The organism is Streptomyces sp. NPDC087428 (assembly GCF_044744085.1).
Taxonomy (GTDB): domain Bacteria; phylum Actinomycetota; class Actinomycetes; order Streptomycetales; family Streptomycetaceae; genus Streptomyces.
This window is the reverse complement of sequence record NZ_JBIUXR010000015.1, coordinates 144,536-169,018: the sequence shown is the minus strand read 5'-3', so window position 1 is coordinate 169,018 and position 24,483 is coordinate 144,536. Positions and strand designations below refer to the sequence as shown.

The window sequence follows — 24,483 nt, the reverse complement described above, 5'->3', positions numbered from 1 at the left end:
ACCGACGGCCTCGGGCGTGTGCTCCGCACCGGAGCACACGCCCTACAGGCTGGGAACGGTCTTCCTGACCGCCGGGGCGAAGGCCGCCAGCGGACTCGCGTCATGCGCGTACGCCGCCGACAACGTCACCTCGACGTACGCCCTGCGCAACGTCGTCGTGAAACGCGGCCGGCCGTCCTCCTGCTGCTCCAGCATCCAGTTGACGCCGCTCGCGTCCACCGCCTTCGACTGGGCGTCGTCCATCTTCGCGGGGCGCGGGACACCGCAGCGCAGTACGATCTCCCCGTCCCCCCACCCGGCGGTCAGGTCCGAGCCGGAACCGGGATCAGCGCGCTCCTCACCGGCGACGGTACGCGGCAGCTCCTTGTGCAACGCACGGCAGTAGGCTGCGGCTTCCGACGACGGGGTGGGAACCGTGACCGATGCCGAAGCGTCGCTGGAGGAGCAGCCCGCCGCGGCCATGAGCACCAGGGCAGCGGACGGACCGAGGAACACGGGGCGGGAGAGCCGGCGGCGGGAAGACGTCACCGGCCCAGCCTAGACGGGGGTTACAGGTGCACGACCGGGCAGGTCAGAGTTCTGGTGATGCCGTCCACTTGCTGGACCTTGGCAACGACCATGCGCCCGAGTTCGTCGACCGTGTCGGCCTGAGCGCGCACGATCACATCGTAGGGGCCGGTGACGTCCTCTGCCTGGATCACTCCCGGGATCTTCGCGATGGTCGCGGCGACTGTCGTCGCCTTGCCCACCTCGGTCTGAATAAGGATGTACGCCTGTACCACGGAACCTCCAGGGCGGCCACGAGGATCATGTGGGGGAAAGGGACGCCACGGTATCGCGTTGCCGCGGGCCGCGGGGAGACCTGCGGGCCGGATGACGTCCACAGCGTGGCGTACAGAACACACAAGTTGACGTATCTCTTGACAGTACCGACAGCAGTGACGGCCCGCGACCGCAAGTCCAGCGGTGCGGACGGGGGACGCGCATGCCCGTGACCACCAGGACGGACCGCCCCCCGGGGCCGGTTCACGGTCCGGGCGCCGGCAGGCCGACGAAACAGGCCGGACGCCCGTCCGGCGCGACAGATGAGGGGTGAGACTCGGTGAAGGGAACCGTGGGCGAGTTGGGGGAGTTCGGGCTCATCAGAGAGCTGACGTCCCGGCTCACCACCACTCCGGCGGTACGGCTCGGCCCCGGCGACGACGCCGCGGTCGTGACCGCTCCCGACCGCAGGGTCGTGGCCAGTACCGACATCCTGCTGGAGGGGCGGCACTTCCGGCGTGACTGGTCGACGGCGTACGACGTGGGCCGCAAGGCCGCCGCACAGAACCTCGCCGACATCGCCGCCATGGGAGCCGTGCCCACCGCGCTGCTCCTCGGTCTTGTCGTCCCCGCCGAACTCCCGGTGACCTGGGCCGGGGAGCTCATGGACGGCATCCGCGACGAGTGCCAGGTCGCCGGGGCGGCCGTGGTCGGCGGCGATGTGGTGCGCGGCGACACCATCACCGTCGCGATCACCGCGCTCGGCGATCTGCGCAACCACGAACCCGTCACCAGGGCGGGCGCCCAGCCCGGCGACGTCGTCGCCGTCACCGGCTGGCTCGGCTGGTCCGCCGCCGGATACGCCGTGCTCTCCCGGGGCTTCCGCTCGCCCCGCGCCTTCGTCGAGGCGCACCGGCGGCCCGAACCGCCGTACCACGCCGGTCCCGCGGCCGCCGGACTCGGCGCCACCGCGATGACCGACGTCAGCGACGGACTCGTCGCCGACCTCGGGCACATCGCCGAGGCGAGCAAGGTCCGGATCGACCTGCGCTCCGGACGCATCGACATCCCGTCCCAGATGTCCGACATCGGGCAGGCCGTCGGCGTGGACCCCCTCCAGTGGGTGCTCACCGGGGGAGAGGACCACGCGATCGTCGCGACGTTCCCACCGGACGTGAAGCTGCCGGCCCGCTGGAAGGTGATCGGCGAGGTACTCAACCCCTCGGCGCTGCCCCAGGTGACGGTCGACGGGGCGCCCTGGACCAGCAAGAGCGGCTGGGACCACTTCGGGGACATCGAGGACGCCCAGTAGATTGCGGCGTATGCCCATAGCCTCCGCCGTACCTCCCCGTGTGCTCACCGTCGCCGGATCCGACTCCGGCGGCGGTGCCGGCATCCAGGCCGACCTGAAGACGATGCTGGCGCTCGGTGTGCACGGCATGAGCGTCCTGACCGCCGTCACCGCCCAGAACTCGCTGGGTGTGCAGGGCGCCTGGGAACTGCCCGCGGAGGCCGTGCGCGCCCAGTACCGCAGCGTGGTGGACGACATCGGCGTGAACGCCGTCAAGACCGGCATGCTCTCCTCCGCCGCCCTCGTCGAGACCGTCGCCGCACTCATCGCCGCGACGGACGCCCCGGCCGTCGTCGACCCGGTGGGCGTCTCCAAGCACGGCGATCCGCTGCTCGCCGCCGAGGCACTCGACTCGGTGCGCACGAAGCTGCTGCCCGTCGCGACCGTGGTGACCCCGAACCTGGACGAAGTGGCGCAGCTCACGGGCATGACGGTCACCGACGAGGCCGGGATGCGGCGTGCCGCGGCACAACTGCTCGGCCACGGGCCCCGCTGGGTGGTCATCAAGGGCGGGCACCTGCCCGGCGACCCCGTCGACCTGCTGACGGACGGCTCGCAGGAGCACTGGCTGCGCGCCCCCCGCCACGACAACCGCCACACGCACGGCACGGGCTGCACCCTCGCCTCCGCGATCGCCTGCGGGCTGGCCCGGGGCCAGGACGTGCCCACGGCGGTACGGGCCGCGAAGTCCTATGTCACCGGGGCCATCGCGGCGGGCTTCGCGCTGGGCGCCGGGATCGGCCCGGTCGACCACGGGTGGCGGCTGCGGAACGCCCGCTGAGGAGCCCGAGCACAGCAAAAAGCCGGTCCACCGAGGTGGACCGGCTTTTTGGGCAACCGGTAAGGCTGCGCTACGACGGGAACGTCAGCGCGCGACCTTGCCGGCCTTGATGCACGAGGTGCAGACGTTGAGCCGCTTCGGCGTCCGCCCGACCACGGCACGCACGCGCTGGATGTTGGGATTCCAGCGACGGGACGTACGGCGGTGCGAGTGCGAAATGCTGTTGCCGAAGCTCGGCCCCTTGCCGCAAACGTCGCAGTTGGCAGCCACGGGTCACTCCAAAACTTCAGATGCACTTACAGTGAATTCCGGCACGCCGGATTCATTGACTGAAGTGGCGGTACCGGGGGAATGTCCCGACTCTCGTCGGGCAACCGAAGCAGCATACAACGCCTGCGTCGGAGATACGAAACTACCATGGGTTCCACAGCTGCCCGCCCGGCCCCTGACCCCGCCCGGCCCGCCGGCCGGGGCTACCCTGCGGTGCAGCCCGCCGCCCCCAGGCCCCGTTCCGAGGAGGACCATCAGGTGCCGCAGACCGCCGACGACCTGGACGCCGTCGCGGTGCGTACCTGGTGCTCACTGGCGCTGGACGCACTCGGCCGGGAGCGCGAGGCGATCGACGCGATCAACGTGTACCCCGTCGCCGACGGGGACACCGGCACCAACCTCTACCTGACCGCGGAATCCGCGGCGGCGGCCGTCGAGGCGGTGTTCGCCGCCCACGAGACCGGCACCTCGGTACCCTCCACCGCCGACGCCGTACGGGCCATGGCGCACGGAGCGCTGATCGGCGCCCGCGGCAACTCCGGCACGATCCTGGCGCAGCTGCTGCGCGGCATGGCCGGGGTGCTGGCCGATGAGGCCGGCGAGCGGCCCGGCGCGGACCGGCTGCGCCTCGCACTGACCCGGGCCGCGGCATCGGCGCGCGAGGCCGTCGCCCACCCCGTCGAGGGCACGGTCCTGACAGTGGCCGCCGCGGCGGCCGAAGCCGCGGGGCGCGCGCCGGGCGGCGCCGGTGCGGGCGTGGTGGCACAGGCGGCGTACGAGGGCGCACGCACGGCCCTGGAGGCGACCCCCGGACAACTCGCCGTACTCGGCAGGGCAGGCGTCGTGGACGCCGGCGGACGGGGCCTGGTGGCGGTCCTGGGGGCGCTCGTCGAGGCGGTCTCCGGACGGGCGCCGGAGCGGCTGTACGAGCCGCCGGCCGCTCCCGCCCCGTCCGCCGCCGGGGACTGCTCCGCCGCGGACGATCCCCAGGGCGGACCCGCCTTCGAGGTCATCTACCTGCTGGAGGCCGGGGACGGGCCCGTGGAGCGGCTGCGGGCCCGTCTCGACGCCCTGGGCGACTCCCTCGTGGTGGTGGGGGGCGACGGACTCTGGAACGTCCACGTGCACGTCGACGACGCGGGTGCGGCCGTGGAGGCCGGGGTCGAGGCCGGGCGGCCCCACCGCATCCGGATCACCCACTTCGCCGCGGACCGGGTGCACGCCCGCCCCGAACCCGCCCAGCGCGCGGTCGTCGTGGTCGTCCCGGGCGACGGGCTCGGCGGCCTGTGCGCGGAGGCCGGGGCGACGACGGTGCTCGCCCGCCCCGGGGAACCGCCCGCCAGCGGCGAACTGGTCGACGCGATCCGCCGCGCCCACGCCCGCGAGGTGGTGCTCCTGCCCAACGACGGGGACCTGCGCCACACGGCCGCGGCGGCGGCCGAGCAGGCCCGCGCCGAGGGCATCCGGGTCGCCCTCATCCCGACCAGGGCCGCGGTCCAGGGCATCGCGGCCCTGGCCGTCCACGAACCGGACCGCAGCTTCGACGAGGACGTGGTCGCGATGACCGCGGCGGCCGGCGCCACCCGGTACGCCGAACTGGCCGTCGCCGAGCGGCAGTCCTGGACCATGGCGGGGATCTGCCAGGCCGGCGACATCCTGGGCCTGATCGACGGAGACGTGGCCGTCATCGGCGAGAACGTCCCGGAGACGGCTCGCGGCGTGCTGGACCGGATGCTGGCGGCCGGCGGCGAACTGGTCACCCTGGTCCTGGGCGAGGACGTCCCGGACGCACTGGCGGACACCCTGGAGGAACACGTCCGGGAGGGCTACCTGGCGGTGGACACGGTGGTCTACCGCGGCGGCCGTCAGTGCGCCCCGCTGCTCATCGGCGTGGAGTAGGGGACCGCTGACGGGCGAGGCCCGTGCGGCCCCGCCCGTCCGAGGGTGTCCTCAGCCGCCCGACGGGCCCGGACCCCCGGCCCCCTGAGCCACGTACGCCCGCACCGACGCCGCCTCTCCCCGTCGCGCGTCCGCCGTTTCGTCCGCGCCCTCCGGCACCTCCGCGTAGGCCGCGACGACCTCCGCCGCCCGGGACAGCGCCGCGTCCGCGCGGCCCAGGTCCGCTTCCAGCCAGGCGGCCATCAGCCAGGCGGCCGTCCGTGCGGCGAGGTGGCCGGGGCCGGCCCCGGCGAAGGCCGCCGACGCCCGCTCGACGTACCCCAGCGCCTCCTCGTACGCCCTGCGCGCCGGATCGTCCGCCTCCTCGCCCGGCTCGCCCTCGCACGCGTCGGCGATCATCTCGGCGGTCTGGCGGAAGGTGTCCGCGAGCTCGGCCAGCAACTCCGGACCCGCCGCCTCGCACTCCCGCTCCGCCGCGGCCATGAACGCCCGCGCCGCGCCGAGGCCGGGCTGCCCGTCACGGAGTGCGATCCAGGCCCGCACCCGCAGCGTCCGCACCAGCGAGGGAACGTCGCCCAGGGCCCGCCACAGCTCCCCGGCCCGCTCGTACGCCCGCTCCGCCTCCGGGTTCAGCTCGGCCCGGTACAGCGCCTGAGCCGCGAGGTTGGCGAGCACCGCGTGATCGCGCTGCTCGGGCCAGCCGCGCGCGATGTCCGCCGCCCGCAGCCAGTGCTCCGCCGCGGCCCGTGGTTCACCGAGCGTCGACAGCCCGTCACCCAGCCACCACAGCGTCTGGACGACCATGCCCTCCCCGTGGTCCTCGGACGTGATGTCGGGCAGCACCGCCTCCAGTACGGCCGCCGCCTCTGCCGCCCGCTCCAGCCGGAGCAGCAGGCCACCGAGCTGGTGCCGGGCGTGCACGCCCAGCGTGGCGCTCTCGTCCGACTCGTCCGCCCAGTGGGCCGCGTCGAGCGCGTGCTCCACCGCCTCGGCGAACCGTCCCGTGGCGCCGAGCACTTCGGCGAGCAGCAGATGCAGCCGGGCCCGCCCCGGCCCGGACAGCGACGTGCCGCCGTGCTCCAGCGCCGCGCGGGCGGCCCCCTCCGCCGTCGCGTGGTCGTCGAGCTGCGCGGCGATCCGCGCCGCCCTGGCCTCGTACTCGACGGCGTACCAGGGCAGTTCCGCCTCGTTGACCGCGGCGGCCGCTCGCGCGTACAGCTCCGCCGCCTCCGGACCGTCGCCGCGGTACGCCGCGACGTCCGCGAGGAAGCCCAGCGCCTCGGAGATCCGGGTGGCCACCTTCTCCCGCGCACGCAGGGGTTCGGCGAACGCGAGCACCTCGCGGGCCGCCTCTTCGAGGGCGGCGACCGCCGCGTCCGTGGACGCCTCGTCCGCCGCCCGGAACATCCGCTGCTGGACGATCCGGGCCCGGCACACCAGCACACCGCTCGTCTGCCGCCCGGTGGCCGCGCCCGCCGCGTACAGGGCGAGGGCCCGTTCCACGAGCGGAGCGATCTCCGCCGCCGCGTCGGCGTCCGCGTCACCGTCCGCCATCGAGCGGAGAAAGGCGCGCCTGGCGCTCGCCGCGACGGCCTCGCCCCGGTCGCCCGCCTCCTCGTACAGCGAGGCGGCCGCCCGGAACGCCTCCGCGGCCTCCGCGGGCGGCAGCGAAGGATCCATCGCGCGGTGGTCCGCCACGTTCGCCCGGTCGTGGGCGGTCAGCACGTCCGCGGCCCCGGCCCGCTCGGCGACGGCCCGCCAGGCGTCCCCGGCGTCCGGGTGCTGGGCCTCGGACAGCCGGTGCGCCTCGGCCAGCAGGGCGGCCAGGTCCCGCTCCGGCTCCGGAGCGCCGGACGGCACGGCGGCCGGCACCACCGGCGCCGCGAGCCGCACGGCGCGCACCCCGAGCGGCAGCCGGTCCAGCAGCGGCCGGCGCGCCAGCCGCTCCCGCACCAGCTCACCCACGTACGTGTTGCCGTTGCGCTCGTCGAAGCGGGCCGAGAGCGCCAGGGCACGGCTGCGGGCGTGGACGGCCAGCGACGCGGCGGTCCAGTCCGTCCCCGCCGGGCCCGGCACGGACTGCCCGCCGTGCCCCAGCGCGGTCAGCCGGTCCATCAGCACGGCGGTGACGGCCATGAAGTCCATCAGGCTGGCGGGGTTCCCGCTGTCGGTGAAGTACGCCGGCCGCTCCGCGAGGATCTCCAGCCCCCGTGCCTCGTTGCCCGTCAGGGCACAGAACTCGATGTGCAGCGCGGCGGAGTACCGCATGCTCTCCATCGGCCGGACCATCCGGTACCCGCGCAGATGGTGCGCGCGCGCCTGCTCCGGACGCCCCGCCCGCAGCAGCGGGAGGAGCGAGGCGGCCAGCACCGCATGAGGTTCGTGCGCGCAGACGTGCTCCCCGTCCAGCACCGGCGCCCAGCTGTTCAGCGCCTCCTCGTCCTGGCCGCGCTGTACCTGCCAGCCACCCTGTTCGTGGAGTTCACAGGCGTGGCAGTTGGCCATCCGGTCCCGGTCCGCCGCCTGCCAGGCGGTGTACGCCCGCGCGGCCCGCTCCACATCGCCCAGATGCCGCGCGATCTCCAGCTCGCCCTGCCGCACCGCCCGTTCGGAGTGGCCCGCCAGCCGGTAGCGGTGCGCCATCTCGCCCTGCCACTTCTCGATGGAGGCGAGCGGGATGTGCGGCTGGTCGATCATGGAGCTGGAGACCCACTTGAACATCCAGAACAGATGGTGGGTCATGGCCGGGTCGAAATCACCCGGCCGTTCGTCCCACACGCGCAGCAGCCGCGCGAACGGGACGAACATCTTGTCCTTCTCGGAGCTGTAGTTGTAGACCTGCAGTTGGTGGACGAGCGCCTCGACCAGCAGCGCCGCGTCCCCGCACTGCTCGGCCTCGGCCAGCAGCCGCTCCGCACGTGCGTTGCGCGCGGGCCCCTCCGGCTCCTCCTGGTTGTCCCGCAGGGCCTGTCGCACCTTCGTGGCATCGGCGCTCATCGGCCGTCCTCCTGGGGGTTCGCGGGGGAGTGCCCCGGTGCGGCGGGATGCGTGGCCCACTCCAGCAGGCCGAGGAACGCCCGGTTCAGCAGCGCCGAGTCGGCCGGCCGCAGCGGCCGCTGCGCCATCAGCAGCGCCTGCCCGTACAGGGCCTCCGTCGCGGTCACCGCCAGCTCCGGGGAGTCCAGCGAACTGATCCGGCGGATCAGCGGATTGAGATGGTTCAGTACGAGCCTGGCCCGCGGCGCACTCCCGCGCAGGGAGCCCAGAATGCCCGCCCACAGGTCGTCCGCCTGCTCCTCTGCCTCGGCACGGGCTTGCTCGTGGCGGGCGGACCGGTCGTCCAGATGCAGCGCGGGCACGGTCAGCGGGTGGAAGGCGCGCAGCACCACATCGCACCCCAGCGGGTCCAGCCCGGCGCGGGCCGCCGCGAGGAACGGGCCGAGCGCCAGCTCCTCCCGGGGGTCCACGGAGTCCAGGTGCGCGGTGACCGTATCGGCGTCCAGCTCCGCGACCACCGTCCCGGGCCGTGCCGCGGGCAGCCGCTCGACCAACTCGGTGTCGTACGTGTAGCCGCCGTTGACCACCCCGATCCCCTGCGCGGAGGCGATCGGCGCGACCTGCCGGAACTCCTCCACGGTCCGGGTGAAGTGCACCACCGGATGACGCCGGGCGAACTCCTCCAGCGAGAGCCGGCCGTCTGTCGTCTCGAACGGCAGCCACGGCAGCATCGTGCGCAGCATGGCGTTGTCGTGCCGGGCGAGCGACTTCACCCCCAGGTGGTGCACCGAGAGGAACTGGGCCAGCCGCTCCGGATCACCCGCGGCGAGGCCGGTCAGCCAGTCCCTGATCCGCTCGCCGAGCGCGTCCCGTACCGCGGCCAGGGTCTCGTCCGCGTACAGCGCCTCCCGCGAGGCGGTGGGCCGCAGACTGTCCGTGTCGATGACGCACCGCACGAAGAACGCCCATTCGGGCAGCAGTTCGTCCGCCCGGTCCGTCAGCAGCATCCCCTTCAGATGCACCCGGTGGCCCGCGCGCTGCGCCGGACTGACCGCCGACGGCAGCACATGGGCGACCCCGCGGATCCCGGCGAGCGGCAGATCGAGGTCGATCGTGTCGAGCGGCGAGAAACCGAACTGCTCGTGGCAGTGGCGGGCGAGCGCCACCCGCCGCCCCGCGGGACTTGGGTACGCGCGGTCCCAGGGCGCCGGCAGATCCGTGACGGCCGTGTCCCCGACCCGCACGTCGTACGGGAGCAGTGAGCCGAAATCGCGGGCGAGCGCGAGCACCCGCTCCTCGGTCAGCCACTCCGCGCTGCCGGGGCGGGCGGTCAGATGCACGGTGGTGCCGGGCTCCGGCCGGGCGCTGTCCGGGAGCGTCCGCACGGTGTACGAACCGTCGTCACGGGCGCGCCACTCCACCGGCGGGGCGTCGGGCGTGCGCGCGGAGCGGCTCACCACCCGGATCTCGGCGGCGACGACGAAGCAGGCCAGCAGCCCGATGCCGAACTGGCCGAGGAACTCCGCCCGCGCGGAGGCGAGCCCCTCCGCGCCGTCCCGTTTGGAACTGCGGCCGATCGTCGCGAGCAGGCTGTGCACATCGTTCTCGGTCAGGCCGATGCCGCTGTCCTCGACCCGCAGCCGGCCGTCCTCGGCGTACAGCCGCACCCGCGCGGGCGCCTCCGGCTGCTCGGCGCGGCGGGCGGTGATGGCGTCCACCGCGTTCTGCAGCAGCTCACGCAGATAGACGCGGGGAGAGGAGTAGAGGTGATGGGAGAGGAGGTCGACCAGCCCGCGCAGATCCACCTGGAAGGTGTGCGGCGACTGGGCGGCGGACTCGGGGGAAGCGGAATTCGCTGAGGTCTCAGATGTCATCGTCGCAGCGCAGGTGGGGGGACCCGTGCCTCACCGGACGAGGCACTTGCGACAGCGCGGGTCGGGCGATCCCTTGGCAGGCGATCGCGAGCGAGAAGCGTGGGAGCCGATCCTAGGGTCGCGGGCACGATTCTGACCAGGACTTATCACGGCCCGGTGCGGCGAGCACGACCAGGAATCGCCGCCGCCCGGTGGTGCCCGGCGCACAACTGTCAGTGGCGTGGTGTGCAATGGATCGCGTGTCTGCGTTCGACGAACCCCTCAAGAAGCTGCTCGGTGGCGCCACCGCGAAGGTGATGGCCGAGCACCTCGGCCTGCACACGGTCGGCGATCTGCTGCACCACTACCCGCGGCGGTACGAGGAGCGCGGCCGGCTCACCGCGCTGACCGACCTCCCGCTGGACGAGCATGTGACGGTCGTCGCCCAGGTCGCCGACGCCCGCGTCATGGCGTTCAACAACGGCCGGGGCAAGCGCCTCGAAGTCACCCTCACCGACGGCCACGGCCGGCTCCAGCTGGTCTTCTTCGGCCACGGCGTCCACAAGCCGCACAAGGAGCTGCTGCCGGGCCGGCGCGCCATGTTCGCCGGCAAGGTCTCCGTCTTCAACCGGAAGATGCAGCTCGCCCACCCCACGTACCAACTGCTCGACGCGGAGTCCACCGACGAGGCCGGTGCGACCGAGGCCGTGGACGCCTTCGCCGGCAAGCTCCTGCCGATCTACCCGGCCTGCAAGCAGCTCGACTCCTGGCGGATCGCCAAGGCGGTCGACGCCGTGCTGCCGAGCGCCCAGGAGGCCGTCGACCCGCTGCCGCCCGCGCTGCGCGAGGGCCGGGGGTTCACCGCGCTGCCCGAGGCGCTGCTGAAGATCCACCGGCCGCAGACCAAGGCCGATGTCGCGGCGGCCAGGGACCGGCTCAAGTGGGACGAGGCCTTCGTCCTCCAGGTCGCGCTGGCCCGCCGCAGATACGCGGACACCCAGCTGCCCGCCGTCGCCCGCCGCCCCGTCCCCGGCGGGCTGCTCGACGCCTTCGACGCCAAACTGCCCTTCACCCTCACCGACGGCCAGCTCAAGGTCACCCAGGAGATCTTCGACGATCTGGCGGCCGAGCACCCGATGCACCGGCTGCTCCAGGGCGAGGTCGGCAGCGGGAAGACCATGGTCGCGCTGCGCGCCATGCTCACCACCGTCGACGCCGGCGGGCAGGCCGCGATGCTCGCGCCCACCGAGGTGCTCGCCCAGCAGCACCACCGGTCCATCACCGAGATGATGGGGGAGCTCGCCGAGGGCGGCATGCTGGGAGGCTCCGAGCGCGGCACGAAGGTGGTCCTGCTCACCGGCTCCATGGGCATGGCCGCCCGTCGCCAGGCGCTGCTCGACCTGGTCACCGGCGAGGCCGGGATCGTGATCGGCACCCATGCGCTGATCGAGGACAAGGTGAAGTTCCACGAGCTGGGCCTCGTCGTCGTCGACGAGCAGCACCGCTTCGGCGTCGAGCAGCGCGACGCCCTTCGGTCCAAGGCGCACTCCCAGGGGGAAAGGAGGTCGCCGCACCTGCTCGTCATGACGGCCACCCCCATCCCCCGCACGGTCGCCATGACCGTCTTCGGTGACCTGGAGACCTCCGTCCTGGACCAGCTGCCGGCCGGCCGTTCACCGATCGCCAGCCACGTCGTCCCCGCCAAGGACAAACCGCACTTCCTCAGCCGCGCCTGGGACCGGGTCCGCGAGGAGGTCGAGAACGGGCACCAGGCGTACGTGGTCTGCCCCCGGATCGGTGACGACGAGGACCAGGCGGCCAAGAAGAAGGGCGGGAAGGACGCCGCGGAGGAGGCGGACAAGCGCCCGCCGCTCGCCGTCCTGGACATCGCGGAACAGCTCGCCAAGGGGCCCCTGAGCGGTCTGCGTATCGAGGTGCTGCACGGCAGGATGCACCCCGACGACAAGGACGACGTGATGCGCCGCTTCGCCGCCGGCCAGGCCGACGTCCTGGTCGCCACCACGGTCATCGAGGTCGGGGTCAACGTCCCCAACGCCACCGCGATGGTGATCATGGACGCCGACCGGTTCGGCGTCTCCCAGCTGCACCAGCTGCGCGGCCGGGTCGGCCGGGGCTCGGCCCCCGGACTCTGCCTGCTGGTCAGCGAGGCCCACGAGGCGAGCCCCTCCCGCGCCCGGCTCTCCGCCGTCGCCTCCACCCTCGACGGATTCGAGCTGTCCCGCATCGACCTGGAGGAGCGCCGCGAGGGCGACGTCCTCGGCCAGGCCCAGTCCGGGGTCCGCTCCTCGCTGCGGGTCCTCAGCGTCATCGACGACGAGGAGGTCATCGCCGCCGCCCGCGAGGAGGCCGTCACGGTCGTCGCCGCCGACCCCGGCCTGGAGCACCTGCCCGAGCTGCGCCTCGTACTGGACGCGCTGCTCGACAAGGAGCGCGAGGAGTACCTCGACAAGGGGTGAGGCCCGGGGCGCGGGTACTGCGGGCGCCCCAGTACCCGCGACGCCATATCGTGGGTGGCACGGCGCCCGCAGCACCCTGCGCGCCGCCCCGACCCGAGGATCAGACACCCATGACCCGCGTGATCGCCGGCTCGGCCGGCGGACGCCGCCTGGCCGTCCCGCCCGGTACCGGCACCCGCCCCACCTCCGACCGCGCGCGCGAGGGCCTGTTCTCCACCTGGCAGGCGCTCCTCGGCACCCTCGACGGCATCCGGATCGCCGATCTGTACGCGGGCTCGGGAGCCGTCGGCCTCGAAGCGCTCTCCCGGGGCGCGGTCCACGCCCTGCTCGTCGAGGCCGACGCCAAGGCCGTCCGCACCGTCCGGGACAACGTCCGCACCCTGGGCCTGCCCGGCGCCGAGGTCCGGGCAGGCAAAGCGGAACAGATCGTGACAGGGCCGGCGCCCGCGGAGCCGTACGACGTGGTGTTCCTGGACCCGCCGTACGCCGTCACCGACGACGATCTTTGCGAGATCCTGCTCACACTCCGTGCCCAGGGGTGGCTCTCGGCCGATGCGCTCGTCACCGTGGAGCGCAGCACCAGAGGCGGAGAATTCAGCTGGCCCAAGGGATTCGAGCCATTGCGGGCCCGTCGCTACGGCGAGGGAACGCTTTGGTACGGTCGCGCCGCCGCTACGTGCGAAGACGCACGATGACCGGACCGGAGAGCGAGGGAATCAAGTTGCGCCGCGCCGTCTGCCCGGGGTCGTTCGACCCCATCACCAATGGACATCTCGACATCATCGGCCGCGCCTCGAAGCTGTACGACGTCGTACATGTCGCGGTGATGATCAACCAGTCCAAGAAGGGTCTGTTCACGATCGACGAGCGGATCGACATGATCCGCCAGGTCACCGCGGACTTCGGCAACGTCCAGGTCGAGGCCTTCCACGGGCTGCTGGTCGACTTCTGCAAGCAGCGCGACATCCCGGCGATCGTGAAGGGCCTGCGGGCCGTCAGCGACTTCGACTACGAACTCCAGATGGCCCAGATGAACAACGGGCTCTCGGGTGTAGAAACGCTCTTCGTGCCGACCAATCCGACCTACAGTTTCCTGTCGTCCTCCCTGGTCAAGGAGGTGGCGACCTGGGGCGGCGACGTCTCGCACCTGCTGCCGCCGCTGGTCCAGGAGGCCCTGACGGAGCGCCTCGCCCAGAGCTGAGGCGCTGACAGACCGTCACCAGGTGTCGGGCGGGCGCCGACTGGCCGTACAGTCGTGCCGTCCGTCTCCAATCGGCAGTAGAGAGTGGCGAGCACACGGTGGACGTGCAGAAGAAGCTCGACGAGATCGTCGAAGCGGTCGGGAACGCCCGGTCGATGCCCATGTCGGCGTCCTGCGTGGTCAACCGCGCCGAACTGCTCGCGATGCTCGAAGAGGTGCGCCAGGCCCTGCCCGGCTCCCTCGCGCACGCGCAGGAGCTCATCGGTGACCGGGAGCAGCTCGTCGAGCAGGCCCGTCAGGAGGCCGGGCGGATCATCGAGTCCGCCCACGCCGAGCGGGGCTCCCTGATCTCCGGCACCGAGATCGCCCGGCGGTCCCAGACCGAGGCCGACCGGATCCTCGGTGAGGCCCGCAAGGACGCCGAGGAGATCCGCGGCGAGGCCGACGAGTACGTCGACAGCAAGCTCGCCAACTTCGAGGTCGTCCTCACCAAGACCATTGGCTCCGTCGACCGGGGCCGCGAGAAGCTCCTCGGCCGCGGCCAGGGCTTCGACGAGCAGGGCTACGAGGACCCCGACTTCGCCGAGGCCCCGGAGCGCAGCGCCGACCCGGCCACGCTCCAGCGCCGGGCCGACGACTACGTGGACACCAAGCTCGGCGCCTTCGAAGCGGTGCTCGCCAAGACCCTGGAGGCGGTGGGCCGGGGCCGGCAGAAGCTGCACGGCCGGGTCGCCACCGACGACCTCGGCGCGCACATGGCCGCCCAGGACGCCGCGGGCAGCCAGGGCCACACCAGCGACGAGGACCACTGGGCGGGACTGGCCGAGACGGCCACCCCGGAGCCGCAGCAGGTGCCCCAGCAGCTGCCTCCGCAGGCCGATCCGCACTTCCCCGCGCAGGCCGAGCCGCAGTACGCGCAGACGTACGCGTACCAGGACCAGCCGCAGCAGGACGTGTACGGCTACCAGCAGCAGCCGGACCCCTACGCGGGCTACCAGCAGCAGGGCTACGACCAGAACCAGGGCCAGCTGCCCGCCCAGGGTTACGACGCCTGGCAGCAGCAGCCCGTCCAGACCCAGCAGCCCCTCCAGCAGCACGGTGAGGGCGCCCTGGACGAGACCAGCCTGTTCGACACCAGCATGATCGACCTGGACCAGCTCCGCAGGTACGAGCAGGAGCACTGACCGGCGGGGAGCCGGCCGGGGCGCCGCTCAGGGGACGGATCAGGACCGGATTGGGAGCTGGGCGGCGCGTCAAGTATCCTGGCTCTTCGGTCGCGCGTATGTCCGCGATCCAGGCTGCCCGCTTCGACTCCGGAGCCGGTCGGCCCCTCCCCACCACGCGTGATGCGCATGATTCGAAAGCAGGAAAAGCCCTGAACGGCCATCTCGACCACCGAAACCCTCTCGTGTTCGATACGCACGAGCTGGGTCGGCGTCCTGGTGCCATGAAGCGGCTGACCCGCTCGGTGGACGCCCCCAAGGACTTCGGTATCGACGGAGTCATCGGTGTGCCGGAAGGCGCACCCGTGGAGCTGGACGTCCGCCTCGAATCGGTCATGGAAGGTGTGCTCGTCACAGGCACCGCCCGTGCATCGGCCGAGGGGGAGTGCGTAAGGTGTCTGGAGCCGCTGAGCCTTGAGGTCGAGGCGGACTTCCAGGAGATGTTCTCGTACCCTGACGCCGATGACCGGAACCGCAGCAAGACGGCGGACCCGGTCGACGACGCCGAGGACGACGAGGACAGGTTCTTCCTTGAGGACGGCTTGTTCGACCTCGAGTCAGTGCTGCGTGATGCGGTGGTGCTCGCACTGCCGATGCAGCCGGTGTGCCGGGAGACCTGCGCCGGTCTGTGCTCCGAATGCGGAGTCAGGCTGGACGAGAACCCCGGTCACCACCACGAAGCCCTCGACATCCGTTGGGCAGCGTTGCAAGGACTCGCCGAGACCGTTCAGGACGGCGAGAAGGACAACATGGGCGGCGCCGAACCTGGCGTCGACGAGAAGCAGGAGAAGTAGCCGTGGCTGTTCCGAAGCGGAAGATGTCGCGCAGCAACACGCGCCACCGCCGGTCGCAGTGGAAGGCTGCGGTCCCCACCCTGGTTTCGTGCGAGCGTTGCCAGGAGCCGAAGCTGCAGCACATCGCGTGCCCCAGCTGCGGCACGTACAACAAGCGCCAGGTCCTCGAGGTCTGAGCGGCTGGTGAGAGGCCCGATGTCTGAGTTGTCCCAAGCCAAGAAGCAGGCAGACAACGTCAACACAGCCTCGTCCCACACGCTTCTGGAAGGGCGGCTCGGGTACCACCTCGAGTCCGCCCTTCTGGTGCGTGCGCTGACCCATCGTTCGTACGCGTACGAGAACGGCGGTCTGCCCACCAACGAGCGGCTCGAATTCCTCGGGGATTCGGTGCTCGGCCTGGTGGTCACGGACACGCTGTACCGCACTCACCCCGACCTGCCTGAAGGCCAGCTGGCCAAATTGCGGGCCGCGGTAGTCAACTCGCGTGCGCTTGCGGAAGTGGGCCGCGGCCTCGAACTCGGCTCCTTCATCCGGCTCGGCCGCGGTGAAGAGGGCACGGGTGGCCGGGACAAGGCGTCCATCCTCGCCGACACCCTGGAAGCGGTGCTCGGTGCGGTCTATCTCGATCAGGGCCTCGGCGCGGCCTCGGAGCTGGTCCACCGGCTCTTCGACCCGCTGATCGACAGGTCCTCCAACCTCGGCGCCGGCCTGGACTGGAAGACCAGTCTCCAGGAGCTCACCGCGAGCGAGAGCCTCGGAGTCCCCGAGTACCTCGTCACGGAGACCGGCCCGGACCACGAGAAGACCTTTACTGCTGCTGCTCGCGTCGGTGGTGTCTCGTACGGCACCGGCACCGGCCGTAGCAAGAAGGAAGCGGAGCAACAGGCGGCAGAATCCGCCTGGCGCGAGATCAGTGCCGCCGCGGAGGCGCGGGAGGCTGTGGCCAAGGAGGCCACCGCCGACGGAGGGGCCGCCGACACCCCTGCCGACCCGCCGCCGTCCACGGACGTCGCTCCGGCCTGACCGGAGAACCCCTCGGTGCCCTGTGCACCGGGGGGTTTTCCCTGCCCAGAACCAGAACCAGATTCCGATCCAGGTCCCGATACATACACAGGAGCGACACCGTGCCCGAGCTGCCCGAGGTCGAAGTCGTACGACGCGGTCTCCAGCGCTGGGTGACCGGGCGCACGGTCGGCGAGGTCGAGGTCCTGCACCCGCGGGCGGTCCGCCGCCATCTCGCGGGGGGCGTGGACTTCGCGGCCCGGCTCGCCGGAGCCCGTTTCGGGCCGGCGATGCGCCGCGGCAAATACCTCTGGGTGCCGCTGGACGACACGGCCGGCTCGCTCCTCGGCCACCTCGGCATGAGCGGTCAGCTGCTCGTGCAGCCGCAGGACGCCGCCGACGAGAAGCACCTGCGGGTCAGGGTCCGGTTCGACGACTCCGTCGGCACCGAACTGCGCTTCGTCGACCAGCGCACCTTCGGCGGCCTCTCGCTCCACGACAACACCCCCGACGGAGTGCCCGACACCATCGCGCACATCGCCCGCGATCCGCTGGACCCGGAGTTCGACGACGCCGCGTTCTTCACCGCGCTGCGACTGCGCCGCACCACGGTCAAGCGCGCCCTGCTCGACCAGTCGCTGATCAGCGGTGTCGGCAACATCTACGCGGACGAGGCGCTGTGGCGGGCCAAGCTGCACTACGACCGGCCGACCGCGACCCTGACCCGCCCCAAGTCGGCCGAGCTGCTCGGCCACGTCCGGGATGTGATGAACGCGGCGCTGGAGCAGGGCGGCACCAGTTTCGACAGCCTCTACGTCAATGTGAACGGTGAGTCGGGCTACTTCGACCGGTCACTCGACGCGTACGGGCGTGAGGACGAGCCCTGCCACCGCTGCGGTACGCCGATGCGGCGCCGCGCCTGGATGAACCGGTCCAGCTACTTCTGCCCGCGCTGCCAGCGCCCGCCGCGCGACGCCGACTAGGACTTGTACGGGGTTGTCCCGCGGCGTCACGGGGCTGGGCACGCAACGCTGCGAGCGGTGCGTGCCCAGCCCCGCTCCTTCTTCGGCGGGACAACCCAGTGCAGGCCCTAGCCTTTCCGGGCCTCGTCGTAGCGTTCACGAGCCGCCATGACCTCGGTCATCCGGCCCTCGACGAGGTGGATCAGCCCGAGCAGCTGCTCGGCGACCTGCCGCCCCAGCGGGGTCAGCTCGTAGTCGACGCGGGGCGGGTTGACCGGCTGCGCCTCGCGGTGCACCAGCCCGTCACGTTCCAGCGCGTGCAGCGTCTGGGAGAGCATCTTCTCGCTCACCCCGTCGACCCGGCGGCGCAGCGCGTTGAACCGGAGAGCGCCCTCGTACAGGGCGCCGAGGGTCAGGCTTCCCCAGCGGCCGGTGACATGTTCCAGGGTGCCGCGCGAGGGGCACCGCTTGGAGAACACGTCGAAGAGCCACGCGTCGCCCGGACAGTCGTCCGTCCCACTGCCGCCGTTCTCGTCCATGGAAACCAGCGTACGCCCGCACAGCGCCCTCCCCGGGGTTGCGCAATCCGTGGGTGAGCGGGTGGGGCGTACGAGGTCGGAGAGGAGGGTGGTGCGGGGCGGGCAGGGCTCAGAAGCCGAAGTCCTGGGTCCACCAGGGGCCGCCGGAGCCGAAGTGGACACCCACGCCCAGCGTCTTGTAGTCGCAGTTGAGAATGTTCGCGCGGTGGCCTTCGCTGTTCATCCAGGCGTCCATCACGGCCTGCGCATTGGCCTGGCCGCGGGCGATGTTCTCGCCGCCGAGTCCGTCCACGCCCGCCTTCGCGGCACGGTCCCAGGGGGTGTTGCCGTCGGGGTCGGTGTGGTCGAAGAAACCACGGGCGGCCATGTCGTCGCTGAAGTTCTGGGCGAGCGAGGCCAGCGAGCTGCTCGCGGTGACCGGGCTGCAGCCGACCTTGGCGCGCTCCTGGTTGACCAGGGAGAGCACGGCCGCCTGGGCCGAGGTGTCGGCGGGCGGCGCCGTGGTCCGGCGGGGAGCCGGAGCGGAGGCCGAGGGGGCGGGTGCCGCCGGCGCCGAGCTCGCCGCTGCGACAGCACTCTTCGTGGCCCTGGCCGCCGGAGCCTGGGAGGCGGAGGCCTTCTTGGACGGCTCCTTCTTCTCCGCTTCCTTTGTCGGTCCGGACGTCGTGGAAGAGGAGGAGGACGGCTTGCCGTCGGCGGAGGGGCTCGACTTCGTGGGCCCGTCGGTGCGGCCGGTGCCGCGACTGGCCGTGTCGGACGCGGTTCCGCGGTCGGCCGGCGGGGTCGTGGAGCCGCCCTGCGTCAGGAGGTCCGGGGCGCCCTCGGAGCGCACCTGGTCGGCGGCCGAACCGCCGCCGAGGTAGTTGTCGCCGCCGGGCAGCAGACCGGAGGCCACGGCGACGGCCCCGACGGCCATGGCCGCGGAGATGCCGAGCAGTCCCGTACGCACCGGCATCCCGGACCGCTTCCCGCGGCGGGTTCCCCGGCTTGGTCCCGTGTCCCGGTCCGCGGTCTCTTCAGCGGCGGGAGCTGCGGCGGAGCGTCGATGGCGTCCCATCTGCTGTGCCCTTCTGACGACCTGGACGCCGTTTTCGACGCCACCATGGCTCACCCGATCGAGTGAAGCTTTTGCGAGGGGACTGTACGCCATGGCCTTTCGGCGAGAAGTGCTCCGGAAGCAATCGGCCGGTTAGCGTTCGGGCATGAACGAAGAGGTACGACTCACCGCCTGGGTACGCGGCCGAGTACAGCAAGTAGGGTTCCGCTGGTTCACCAGGGCAAACGCTTTGGAGATCGGTGGCCTCACCGGTTTCGCCCTCAATCTCGACGACGGCCGGGTGCAGGTGGTCGCCGAGGGGCGGCGTGAGAATTGCCACCGTCTGCTGGATTGGCTGCGCTCGGACGACACACCCGGCCGCGTTGACGGAGTCACTGAGATCTGGGACACCCCGAGGGGCGGATACGAGGGGTTCGCGATCCGCTGATCCGGTACCCGGACAAGGGCTGGAGAAGCCTCGTGTTCGGGCTGTGTTCGAGGCGCGGCGTGGGGTGACGGCGAGGGGCGCCATTGCGCGTACACATGAAATGACCTGCGGAATGATCCGGTGGTTGCCAAGATTCGGTTGCCGTGCGAGGCTGCGGCGAGAAGGATGATCTCCGTGCCGCTGAGGGCCCCGCAGGAGAGTCGCGCCGCATGATCGCCAAGCCGCGCGCCCCCGGGACGCCCGTCTCTACAGCGTGTGATCGTGTTGACCGTCAAACTTTTTGGTGAGACGCTGAAAACCCCGCGCACCTTAGCTGTTCGGCAGTGCTGTTTGGCAGCAGAACAGCAGTGAACACAGAGCACTGCCGAGCACCGCGGGTGCGATTCCCTCACGACCCACACCGCATCGGTCGGTCACTCAGTGTGGAGGACCATCCTCATGGCAAAGGCGCTTCTCGGTTACGTCGGCGGTTCCGACCCGCGACTCCTCGCCGAGATGCGACGGCTTCAGCAGCGCGTCCAGGATCTTGAATCCGAGATCGTACGGATTCAGGACGAGAACGACGCGCTCAACGCCGCCGCTCAGCACCACGAGTCGTTGCTCGACAGCATCGACATCGACGTACCTCAGGCGGAGCCGGCGCTGACCTGACCGATGGCCCCAGGGCCGGTCGGGCTGCACGCGTCAGCCGCACGGAATCATCATCGTCGGATCGCCACCGGATCATTGAAGATCGATTGCGCTTGATCATCGATTGCGGGTGATCTGCGTCTTCGTCTGTCTGTCATTGATCCGGCGTGCGCGCCTCCACGGGGGCGTCGCATCCGTCGGCACGGCAATGTGCGAGACAGTAATGCACAAGATTTGTAGGGGACGCTTCGGCGTCCCTTCTTTCTTTTCCCCTCCGAACCGCGCCCGTCCCGCCCCGGACGTACACCCCTTCCCTTACCGTCTGATGTGCCCTGCACTTTCATCAGCGAAACCGAGAGCGAAAGGTAGAGTCCGGCGGCGTGCACCTCAAGTCCCTGACCCTGCGTGGTTTCAAATCGTTCGCCTCCGCCACGACCCTGCGGTTCGAACCCGGGATCACCTGTGTGGTCGGCCCCAATGGATCGGGCAAGTCCAATGTCGTGGACGCGCTCTCCTGGGTCATGGGGGAGCAGGGTGCCAAATCCCTGCGCGGCGGCAAGATGGAGGACGTGATCTTCGCCGGTACCACCGGGCGGCCTCCGCTCGGGAGGGCGGAGGTGTCGCTGACCATCGACAATTCCGACGGCGCACTTCCCATCGAGTACGCCGAAGTGACGATCACTCGGATCATGTTCCGCAATGGCGGCAGTGAATACCAGATCAACGGCGACACCTGCCGGCTGCTGGACATCCAGGAACTCCTCTCGGACTCCGGCATCGGCCGGGAGATGCATGTCATCGTCGGCCAGGGCCAGCTGGACTCCGTACTCCACGCCGACCCGATGGGGCGCCGCGCGTTCATCGAGGAGGCCGCCGGCGTACTGAAGCACCGCAAGCGCAAGGAGAAGGCGCTGCGGAAGCTGGACGCGATGGGGGCGAACCTGGCCAGGGTCCAGGACCTCACCGACGAGCTGCGCCGCCAGCTGAAGCCGCTCGGCCGGCAGGCCGCGGTCGCGCGCCGGGCCGCCGTCATCCAGGCCGATCTGCGCGACGCCCGGCTACGGCTGCTCGCCGACGACCTGGTCCGGCTGCACACCGCGCTGCGCGGTGAGATCGCCGACGAGGCGGCGCTGAAGCAGCGCCGGGAGGCGGCAGAGGCGGAGCTCAAGGCGGCGCTGGGGCGCGAGGCGGAACTGGAGGGCGAGGTGCGGCGGCTGACGCCGCGGCTCCAGCGCGCCCAGCAGACCTGGTACGAGCTGTCGCAGCTGGCCGAACGGGTACGCGGCACGATCTCGCTGGCCGACGCCCGGGTGAAGAGCGCCACCGCCCCGCCGGAGGAGGAGCGGCGCGGCCGCGACCCGGAGGACATGGAGCGCGAGGCCGCCCGGATCCGCGAACAGGAGGCGGAGCTGACCGCGGCGCTGGAAGCGGCCGAACACGCCCTGGAGGACACCGCGTCCCACCGGTCGGACCTGGAAAGGGAGTTGGCGGCCGAGGAACGCAGGCTGAAGGACGCGGCGCGCGCCCTCGCGGACCGGCGTGAAGGGCTCGCCCGGCTGAGCGGCCAGGTCAACGCGGCCCGCAGCCGTGCCGGTTCGGCGCAGTCGGAGATCGACCGGCTGGCCGCGTCGCGCGACGAGGCGCAGGAGCGGGCGGTCGCCGCGCAGGAGGAGTACGAGGAGCTCAAGGCCGAGGTCGACGGCCTGGACGCCGGCGACGCCGAGCTCGGAGAGCGGCACGAGGCCGCCAGGAGCGAGCTGAAGGAGGCGGAGGCCGCGCTCTCCGCCGCCCGGGAGGCCGCCACCGCCGCAGAGCGCGAGCGCGCCGCGGTCGCCGCCCGCCACGACGCACTGGCACTCGGGCTGCGCCGCAAGGACGGCACCGGGGTGCTGCTCGGTGCAAGGGACCGGCTGACCGGTCTGCTCGGGCCGGCCGCGGAGCTGCTCACGGTGGCCCCTGGACACGAGGTCGCGGTGGCCGCCGCGCTCGGCGCGGTGGCGGACGCGGTGGCGGTGACGGACCCGGCCACCGCGGCGGAGGCGATCCGGCTGCTGCGGAAACTGGACGCGGGACGGGCCGCGCTGCTGCTCGGGGGCGGACCGGGCGCCCTCCCCGGGGTGTCCGATGCCGTGGGGCACGTACCCGGTCAGGGCACGGAGGCGGACACCGCGTCCCGGGGCGGCGTCGCCCATGTCCCCGCGCAGGAGGGCTCGGCCCTGCCGCTGGACCAGGAGCCCGCCGGGACCGGGGCGGCGGTGGTCGGGCGGCCGGTGGCCGTGGCTGTCGACGGCCGGGGGACCCCCGCCGTCGCCGATCTCGTCAGCGGACCCGTCGAACTGATGGCCGCGGTGCGCAGACTGGTACGGGACATGGTGGTCGTCGCAACGCTGGAGGACGCCGAGGACCTGGTGGCCGCCCGCCCGGATCTGACGGCGGTGACCGGCGAGGGCGACGTGCTCTCGGCGCACTTCGCGCACGGTGGTTCCGCCGGGGCGCCCAGTCTCCTCGAAGTCCAGGCGTCCGTGGACGAGGCGGCCGCCGAGCTGGCCGAACTGGCGGTGCGGTGCGCGGAGCTGGCCGAGGCGCAGCGGCTCGCGGCGCAGCGGCGCGGCACCGTCGCGGCGCTCGTCGAGGAGCTGGGGGAGCGGCGCCGGGCCGCGGAGCGGGAGAGGTCCGGGGTGGCCCAGCAGCTCGGGCGGCTGGCCGGCCAGGCGCGGGGCGCCGCCGGTGAGGCGGACCGGATGGCAGCCTCCGCGGCCCGCGCCCAGGAGGCGCTGGAGCGCGCGACCCAGGACGCGGAGGAGCTCGCCGAGCGGCTGCTCGTCGCAGAGGAGGCCTCGGAGGACGGCGCGGACGAGGAACCGGACACCGCCGTGCGCGACCGGCTGGCCGCCGACGGTGCCAACGCCCGCCAGACCGAGATGGAGGCCCGCCTCCAGGTCCGTACCCACGAGGAACGCGTCAAGGCGCTGGCCGGCCGCGCCGACTCCCTCGACCGGGGCGCCCGCGCCGAACGGGAGGCCAGGGCCCGCGTCGAGCAGCGCAGGGCCCGGCTGCGCCACGAGGCCGCGGTGGCCTCCGCCGTGGCGTCCGGCGCCCGTCAGCTGCTGGCCCACGTCGAGGTGTCCGTCGTACGGGCGGAGCGGGAACGGGTCGCCGCGGAGGCCTCGAAGGCGGAGCGGGAACAGGAGCTGGCGGCCGAGCGCCTGCGGGGCCGCGAGCTCAAGGGCGAGCTCGACAAGCTGACGGACTCGGTCCACCGGGGAGAGGTGCTCGGCGCCGAGAAGCGGCTGCGGATAGAGCAGCTGGAGGCGAAGGCGCTGGAGGAGCTGGGCGTGGAGCCGGCCGGTCTGGCCGCCGAGTACGGGCCCGACCAGCTCGTGCCGCCGTCCCCGGCGGCGGAGGGCGAGGAGCTGCCGGAGGATCCGGAGCATCCGCGCAACCAGCCGAAGCCGTTCGTCAGGGCTGAGCAGGAGAAGCGGCTGAAGTCGGCCGAACGGGCGTACCAGCAACTCGGGAAGGTGAATCCGCTCGCCCTTGAGGAGTTCTCCGCGCTGGAGGAGCGGCACAAGTTCCTCTCCGAGCAGCTTGAGGACCTGAAGAAGACCCGGGCCGATCTGATGCAGGTCATCAAGGAGGTCGACGAGCGCGTCGAACAGGTCTTCACCGAGGCCTACCGGGACACCGCCCGCGAGTTCGAGGGCGTCTTCTCGCGTCTCTTCCCCGGCGGTGAGGGGCGGCTCGTCCTGACCGACCCGGACAACATGCTCACGACCGGCGTGGACGTCGAGGCCCGTCCGCCGGGCAAGAAGGTGAAGCGGCTGTCCCTGCTGTCGGGCGGCGAACGGTCGCTGACAGCAGTGGCGTTGCTGGTCTCGATCTTCAAGGCCAGGCCGAGTCCGTTCTATGTGATGGACGAGGTCGAGGCGGCGCTCGACGACACCAACCTGCAACGGCTGATCCGGATCATGGTGGAACTCCAGGAGAGTTCCCAGCTCATCGTGATCACGCACCAGAAGCGGACGATGGAGGTCGCCGACGCGCTCTACGGCGTCTCGATGCAGGGCGACGGAGTCTCCAAGGTCATCAGCCAACGGCTGCGCTGAGCCGTTCCCGCCCAGCCAAACCTTCAGAACTTCAACATGCCTGCTCGGCGCTCCTGGCATGAATGCCCGCGAGAAGTGCGATTCCGGCTTGAAAAAATGAAGACACGGCACCACTGTCATCCCTTGAGTCTTCAAGTGGTGGCAGTGGTGAA

21 protein-coding genes are annotated in these 24,483 nt (G+C 71.8%); 14 read left to right on the top strand and 7 right to left on the bottom strand.

The genetic code is table 11. The annotated features are described in order from the left end of the window. Window positions 1–42: 42 nt before the first annotated feature. Both ACIO3R_RS29900 and ACIO3R_RS29895 read right to left on the bottom strand, forming a co-directional pair. Window positions 43–528 (bottom strand): DUF3515 domain-containing protein, encoded by a 486-nt coding sequence (locus ACIO3R_RS29900; RefSeq protein ID WP_385034568.1) that lies wholly within the window; start codon window positions 526–528, stop codon window positions 43–45. 20 nt (window positions 529–548) lie between these two features. Then, a complete protein-coding gene (locus tag ACIO3R_RS29895) occupies window positions 549–782 on the bottom strand; it encodes an Lrp/AsnC family transcriptional regulator (RefSeq protein WP_385034566.1) in 234 nt (77 codons plus the stop codon). Window positions 783–1,102: 320 nt separating this feature from the next. Between ACIO3R_RS29895 and ACIO3R_RS29890 the strand changes: the two genes are divergently transcribed. Continuing rightward, window positions 1,103–2,074: a thiamine-phosphate kinase gene (locus ACIO3R_RS29890; protein WP_123461888.1), complete on the top strand. Its 972-nt coding sequence runs from the start codon at window positions 1,103–1,105 to the stop codon at window positions 2,072–2,074. A gap of 10 nt (window positions 2,075–2,084) precedes the next feature. Then, a complete protein-coding gene (thiD, locus tag ACIO3R_RS29885) occupies window positions 2,085–2,894 on the top strand; it encodes a bifunctional hydroxymethylpyrimidine kinase/phosphomethylpyrimidine kinase (protein ID WP_385034563.1) in 810 nt (269 codons plus the stop codon). Between the two features lie 84 nt (window positions 2,895–2,978). On the opposite strand, the gene rpmB is transcribed toward thiD, so the two are convergent. Further along, window positions 2,979–3,164 (bottom strand): 50S ribosomal protein L28, encoded by a 186-nt coding sequence (gene rpmB, locus ACIO3R_RS29880; protein ID WP_003965989.1) that lies wholly within the window; start codon window positions 3,162–3,164, stop codon window positions 2,979–2,981. A gap of 258 nt (window positions 3,165–3,422) precedes the next feature. Between rpmB and ACIO3R_RS29875 the strand changes: the two genes are divergently transcribed. Then, on the top strand, window positions 3,423–5,063 hold the full coding sequence (locus ACIO3R_RS29875; protein WP_402110161.1) for a DAK2 domain-containing protein: 1,641 nt from the start codon (window positions 3,423–3,425) through the stop codon (window positions 5,061–5,063). A 51-nt stretch (window positions 5,064–5,114) separates the two neighbouring features. Here the strand turns inward: ACIO3R_RS29875 and ACIO3R_RS29870 are convergent, their stop codons facing one another. Both ACIO3R_RS29870 and ACIO3R_RS29865 read right to left on the bottom strand, forming a co-directional pair. Continuing rightward, window positions 5,115–8,060, bottom strand: coding sequence for a tetratricopeptide repeat protein (locus tag ACIO3R_RS29870; RefSeq protein WP_402110095.1), 2,946 nt, complete (start codon window positions 8,058–8,060; stop codon window positions 5,115–5,117). Continuing rightward, window positions 8,057–9,934 carry an HSP90 family protein gene (locus tag ACIO3R_RS29865; RefSeq protein ID WP_385034559.1) on the bottom strand — a complete coding sequence of 626 codons (1,878 nt, stop codon included), beginning with the start codon at window positions 9,932–9,934 and terminating at the stop codon, window positions 8,057–8,059. Before ACIO3R_RS29865 ends, ACIO3R_RS29870 begins: the two co-directional genes overlap by 4 nt. A gap of 230 nt (window positions 9,935–10,164) precedes the next feature. Between ACIO3R_RS29865 and recG the strand changes: the two genes are divergently transcribed. The 8 genes from recG (at window position 10,165) to mutM (ending at window position 17,593) form a co-directional block, all read left to right on the top strand. After that, window positions 10,165–12,390: an ATP-dependent DNA helicase RecG gene (recG, locus tag ACIO3R_RS29860; protein ID WP_385348305.1), complete on the top strand. Its 2,226-nt coding sequence runs from the start codon at window positions 10,165–10,167 to the stop codon at window positions 12,388–12,390. Window positions 12,391–12,500: 110 nt separating this feature from the next. Continuing rightward, window positions 12,501–13,085: a 16S rRNA (guanine(966)-N(2))-methyltransferase RsmD gene (rsmD, locus tag ACIO3R_RS29855; protein WP_385034555.1), complete on the top strand. Its 585-nt coding sequence runs from the start codon at window positions 12,501–12,503 to the stop codon at window positions 13,083–13,085. 26 nt (window positions 13,086–13,111) lie between these two features. Then, a complete protein-coding gene (gene coaD / locus ACIO3R_RS29850; protein ID WP_385034596.1) occupies window positions 13,112–13,591 on the top strand; it encodes a pantetheine-phosphate adenylyltransferase in 480 nt (159 codons plus the stop codon). A gap of 98 nt (window positions 13,592–13,689) precedes the next feature. Continuing rightward, on the top strand, window positions 13,690–14,775 hold the full coding sequence (locus ACIO3R_RS29845; RefSeq protein ID WP_385034553.1) for a cell division initiation protein: 1,086 nt from the start codon (window positions 13,690–13,692) through the stop codon (window positions 14,773–14,775). A gap of 224 nt (window positions 14,776–14,999) precedes the next feature. Continuing rightward, on the top strand, window positions 15,000–15,608 hold the full coding sequence (locus ACIO3R_RS29840; RefSeq protein ID WP_385034594.1) for a YceD family protein: 609 nt from the start codon (window positions 15,000–15,002) through the stop codon (window positions 15,606–15,608). A gap of 2 nt (window positions 15,609–15,610) precedes the next feature. Beyond that, on the top strand, window positions 15,611–15,784 hold the full coding sequence (gene rpmF, locus ACIO3R_RS29835) for a 50S ribosomal protein L32 (protein ID WP_003965982.1): 174 nt from the start codon (window positions 15,611–15,613) through the stop codon (window positions 15,782–15,784). A gap of 19 nt (window positions 15,785–15,803) precedes the next feature. Continuing rightward, window positions 15,804–16,631, top strand: coding sequence for a ribonuclease III (rnc, locus tag ACIO3R_RS29830; RefSeq protein WP_363025051.1), 828 nt, complete (start codon window positions 15,804–15,806; stop codon window positions 16,629–16,631). Window positions 16,632–16,732: 101 nt separating this feature from the next. Further along, on the top strand, window positions 16,733–17,593 hold the full coding sequence (mutM, locus tag ACIO3R_RS29825) for a bifunctional DNA-formamidopyrimidine glycosylase/DNA-(apurinic or apyrimidinic site) lyase (RefSeq protein ID WP_385034550.1): 861 nt from the start codon (window positions 16,733–16,735) through the stop codon (window positions 17,591–17,593). Window positions 17,594–17,700: 107 nt separating this feature from the next. Here mutM and ACIO3R_RS29820 read toward each other — a convergent pair whose 3' ends face one another. Further along, window positions 17,701–18,111 (bottom strand): winged helix-turn-helix transcriptional regulator, encoded by a 411-nt coding sequence (locus tag ACIO3R_RS29820; protein WP_402110091.1) that lies wholly within the window; start codon window positions 18,109–18,111, stop codon window positions 17,701–17,703. Window positions 18,112–18,220: 109 nt separating this feature from the next. Continuing rightward, window positions 18,221–19,168 carry a CAP domain-containing protein gene (locus ACIO3R_RS29815; RefSeq protein WP_402110089.1) on the bottom strand — a complete coding sequence of 316 codons (948 nt, stop codon included), beginning with the start codon at window positions 19,166–19,168 and terminating at the stop codon, window positions 18,221–18,223. A 145-nt stretch (window positions 19,169–19,313) separates the two neighbouring features. Between ACIO3R_RS29815 and ACIO3R_RS29810 the strand changes: the two genes are divergently transcribed. From ACIO3R_RS29810 to ACIO3R_RS29800, 3 genes are all read left to right on the top strand, one after another. Further along, the gene (locus tag ACIO3R_RS29810) at window positions 19,314–19,595 is read left to right on the top strand and encodes an acylphosphatase (protein ID WP_189545860.1); all 282 of its coding nucleotides are present in this window, start codon (window positions 19,314–19,316) and stop codon (window positions 19,593–19,595) included. Window positions 19,596–20,033: 438 nt separating this feature from the next. Next, window positions 20,034–20,246 (top strand): hypothetical protein, encoded by a 213-nt coding sequence (locus ACIO3R_RS29805; RefSeq protein WP_385038925.1) that lies wholly within the window; start codon window positions 20,034–20,036, stop codon window positions 20,244–20,246. A gap of 359 nt (window positions 20,247–20,605) precedes the next feature. Further along, window positions 20,606–24,331 (top strand): AAA family ATPase, encoded by a 3,726-nt coding sequence (locus ACIO3R_RS29800; protein WP_402110087.1) that lies wholly within the window; start codon window positions 20,606–20,608, stop codon window positions 24,329–24,331. Window positions 24,332–24,483 lie beyond the last annotated feature (152 nt).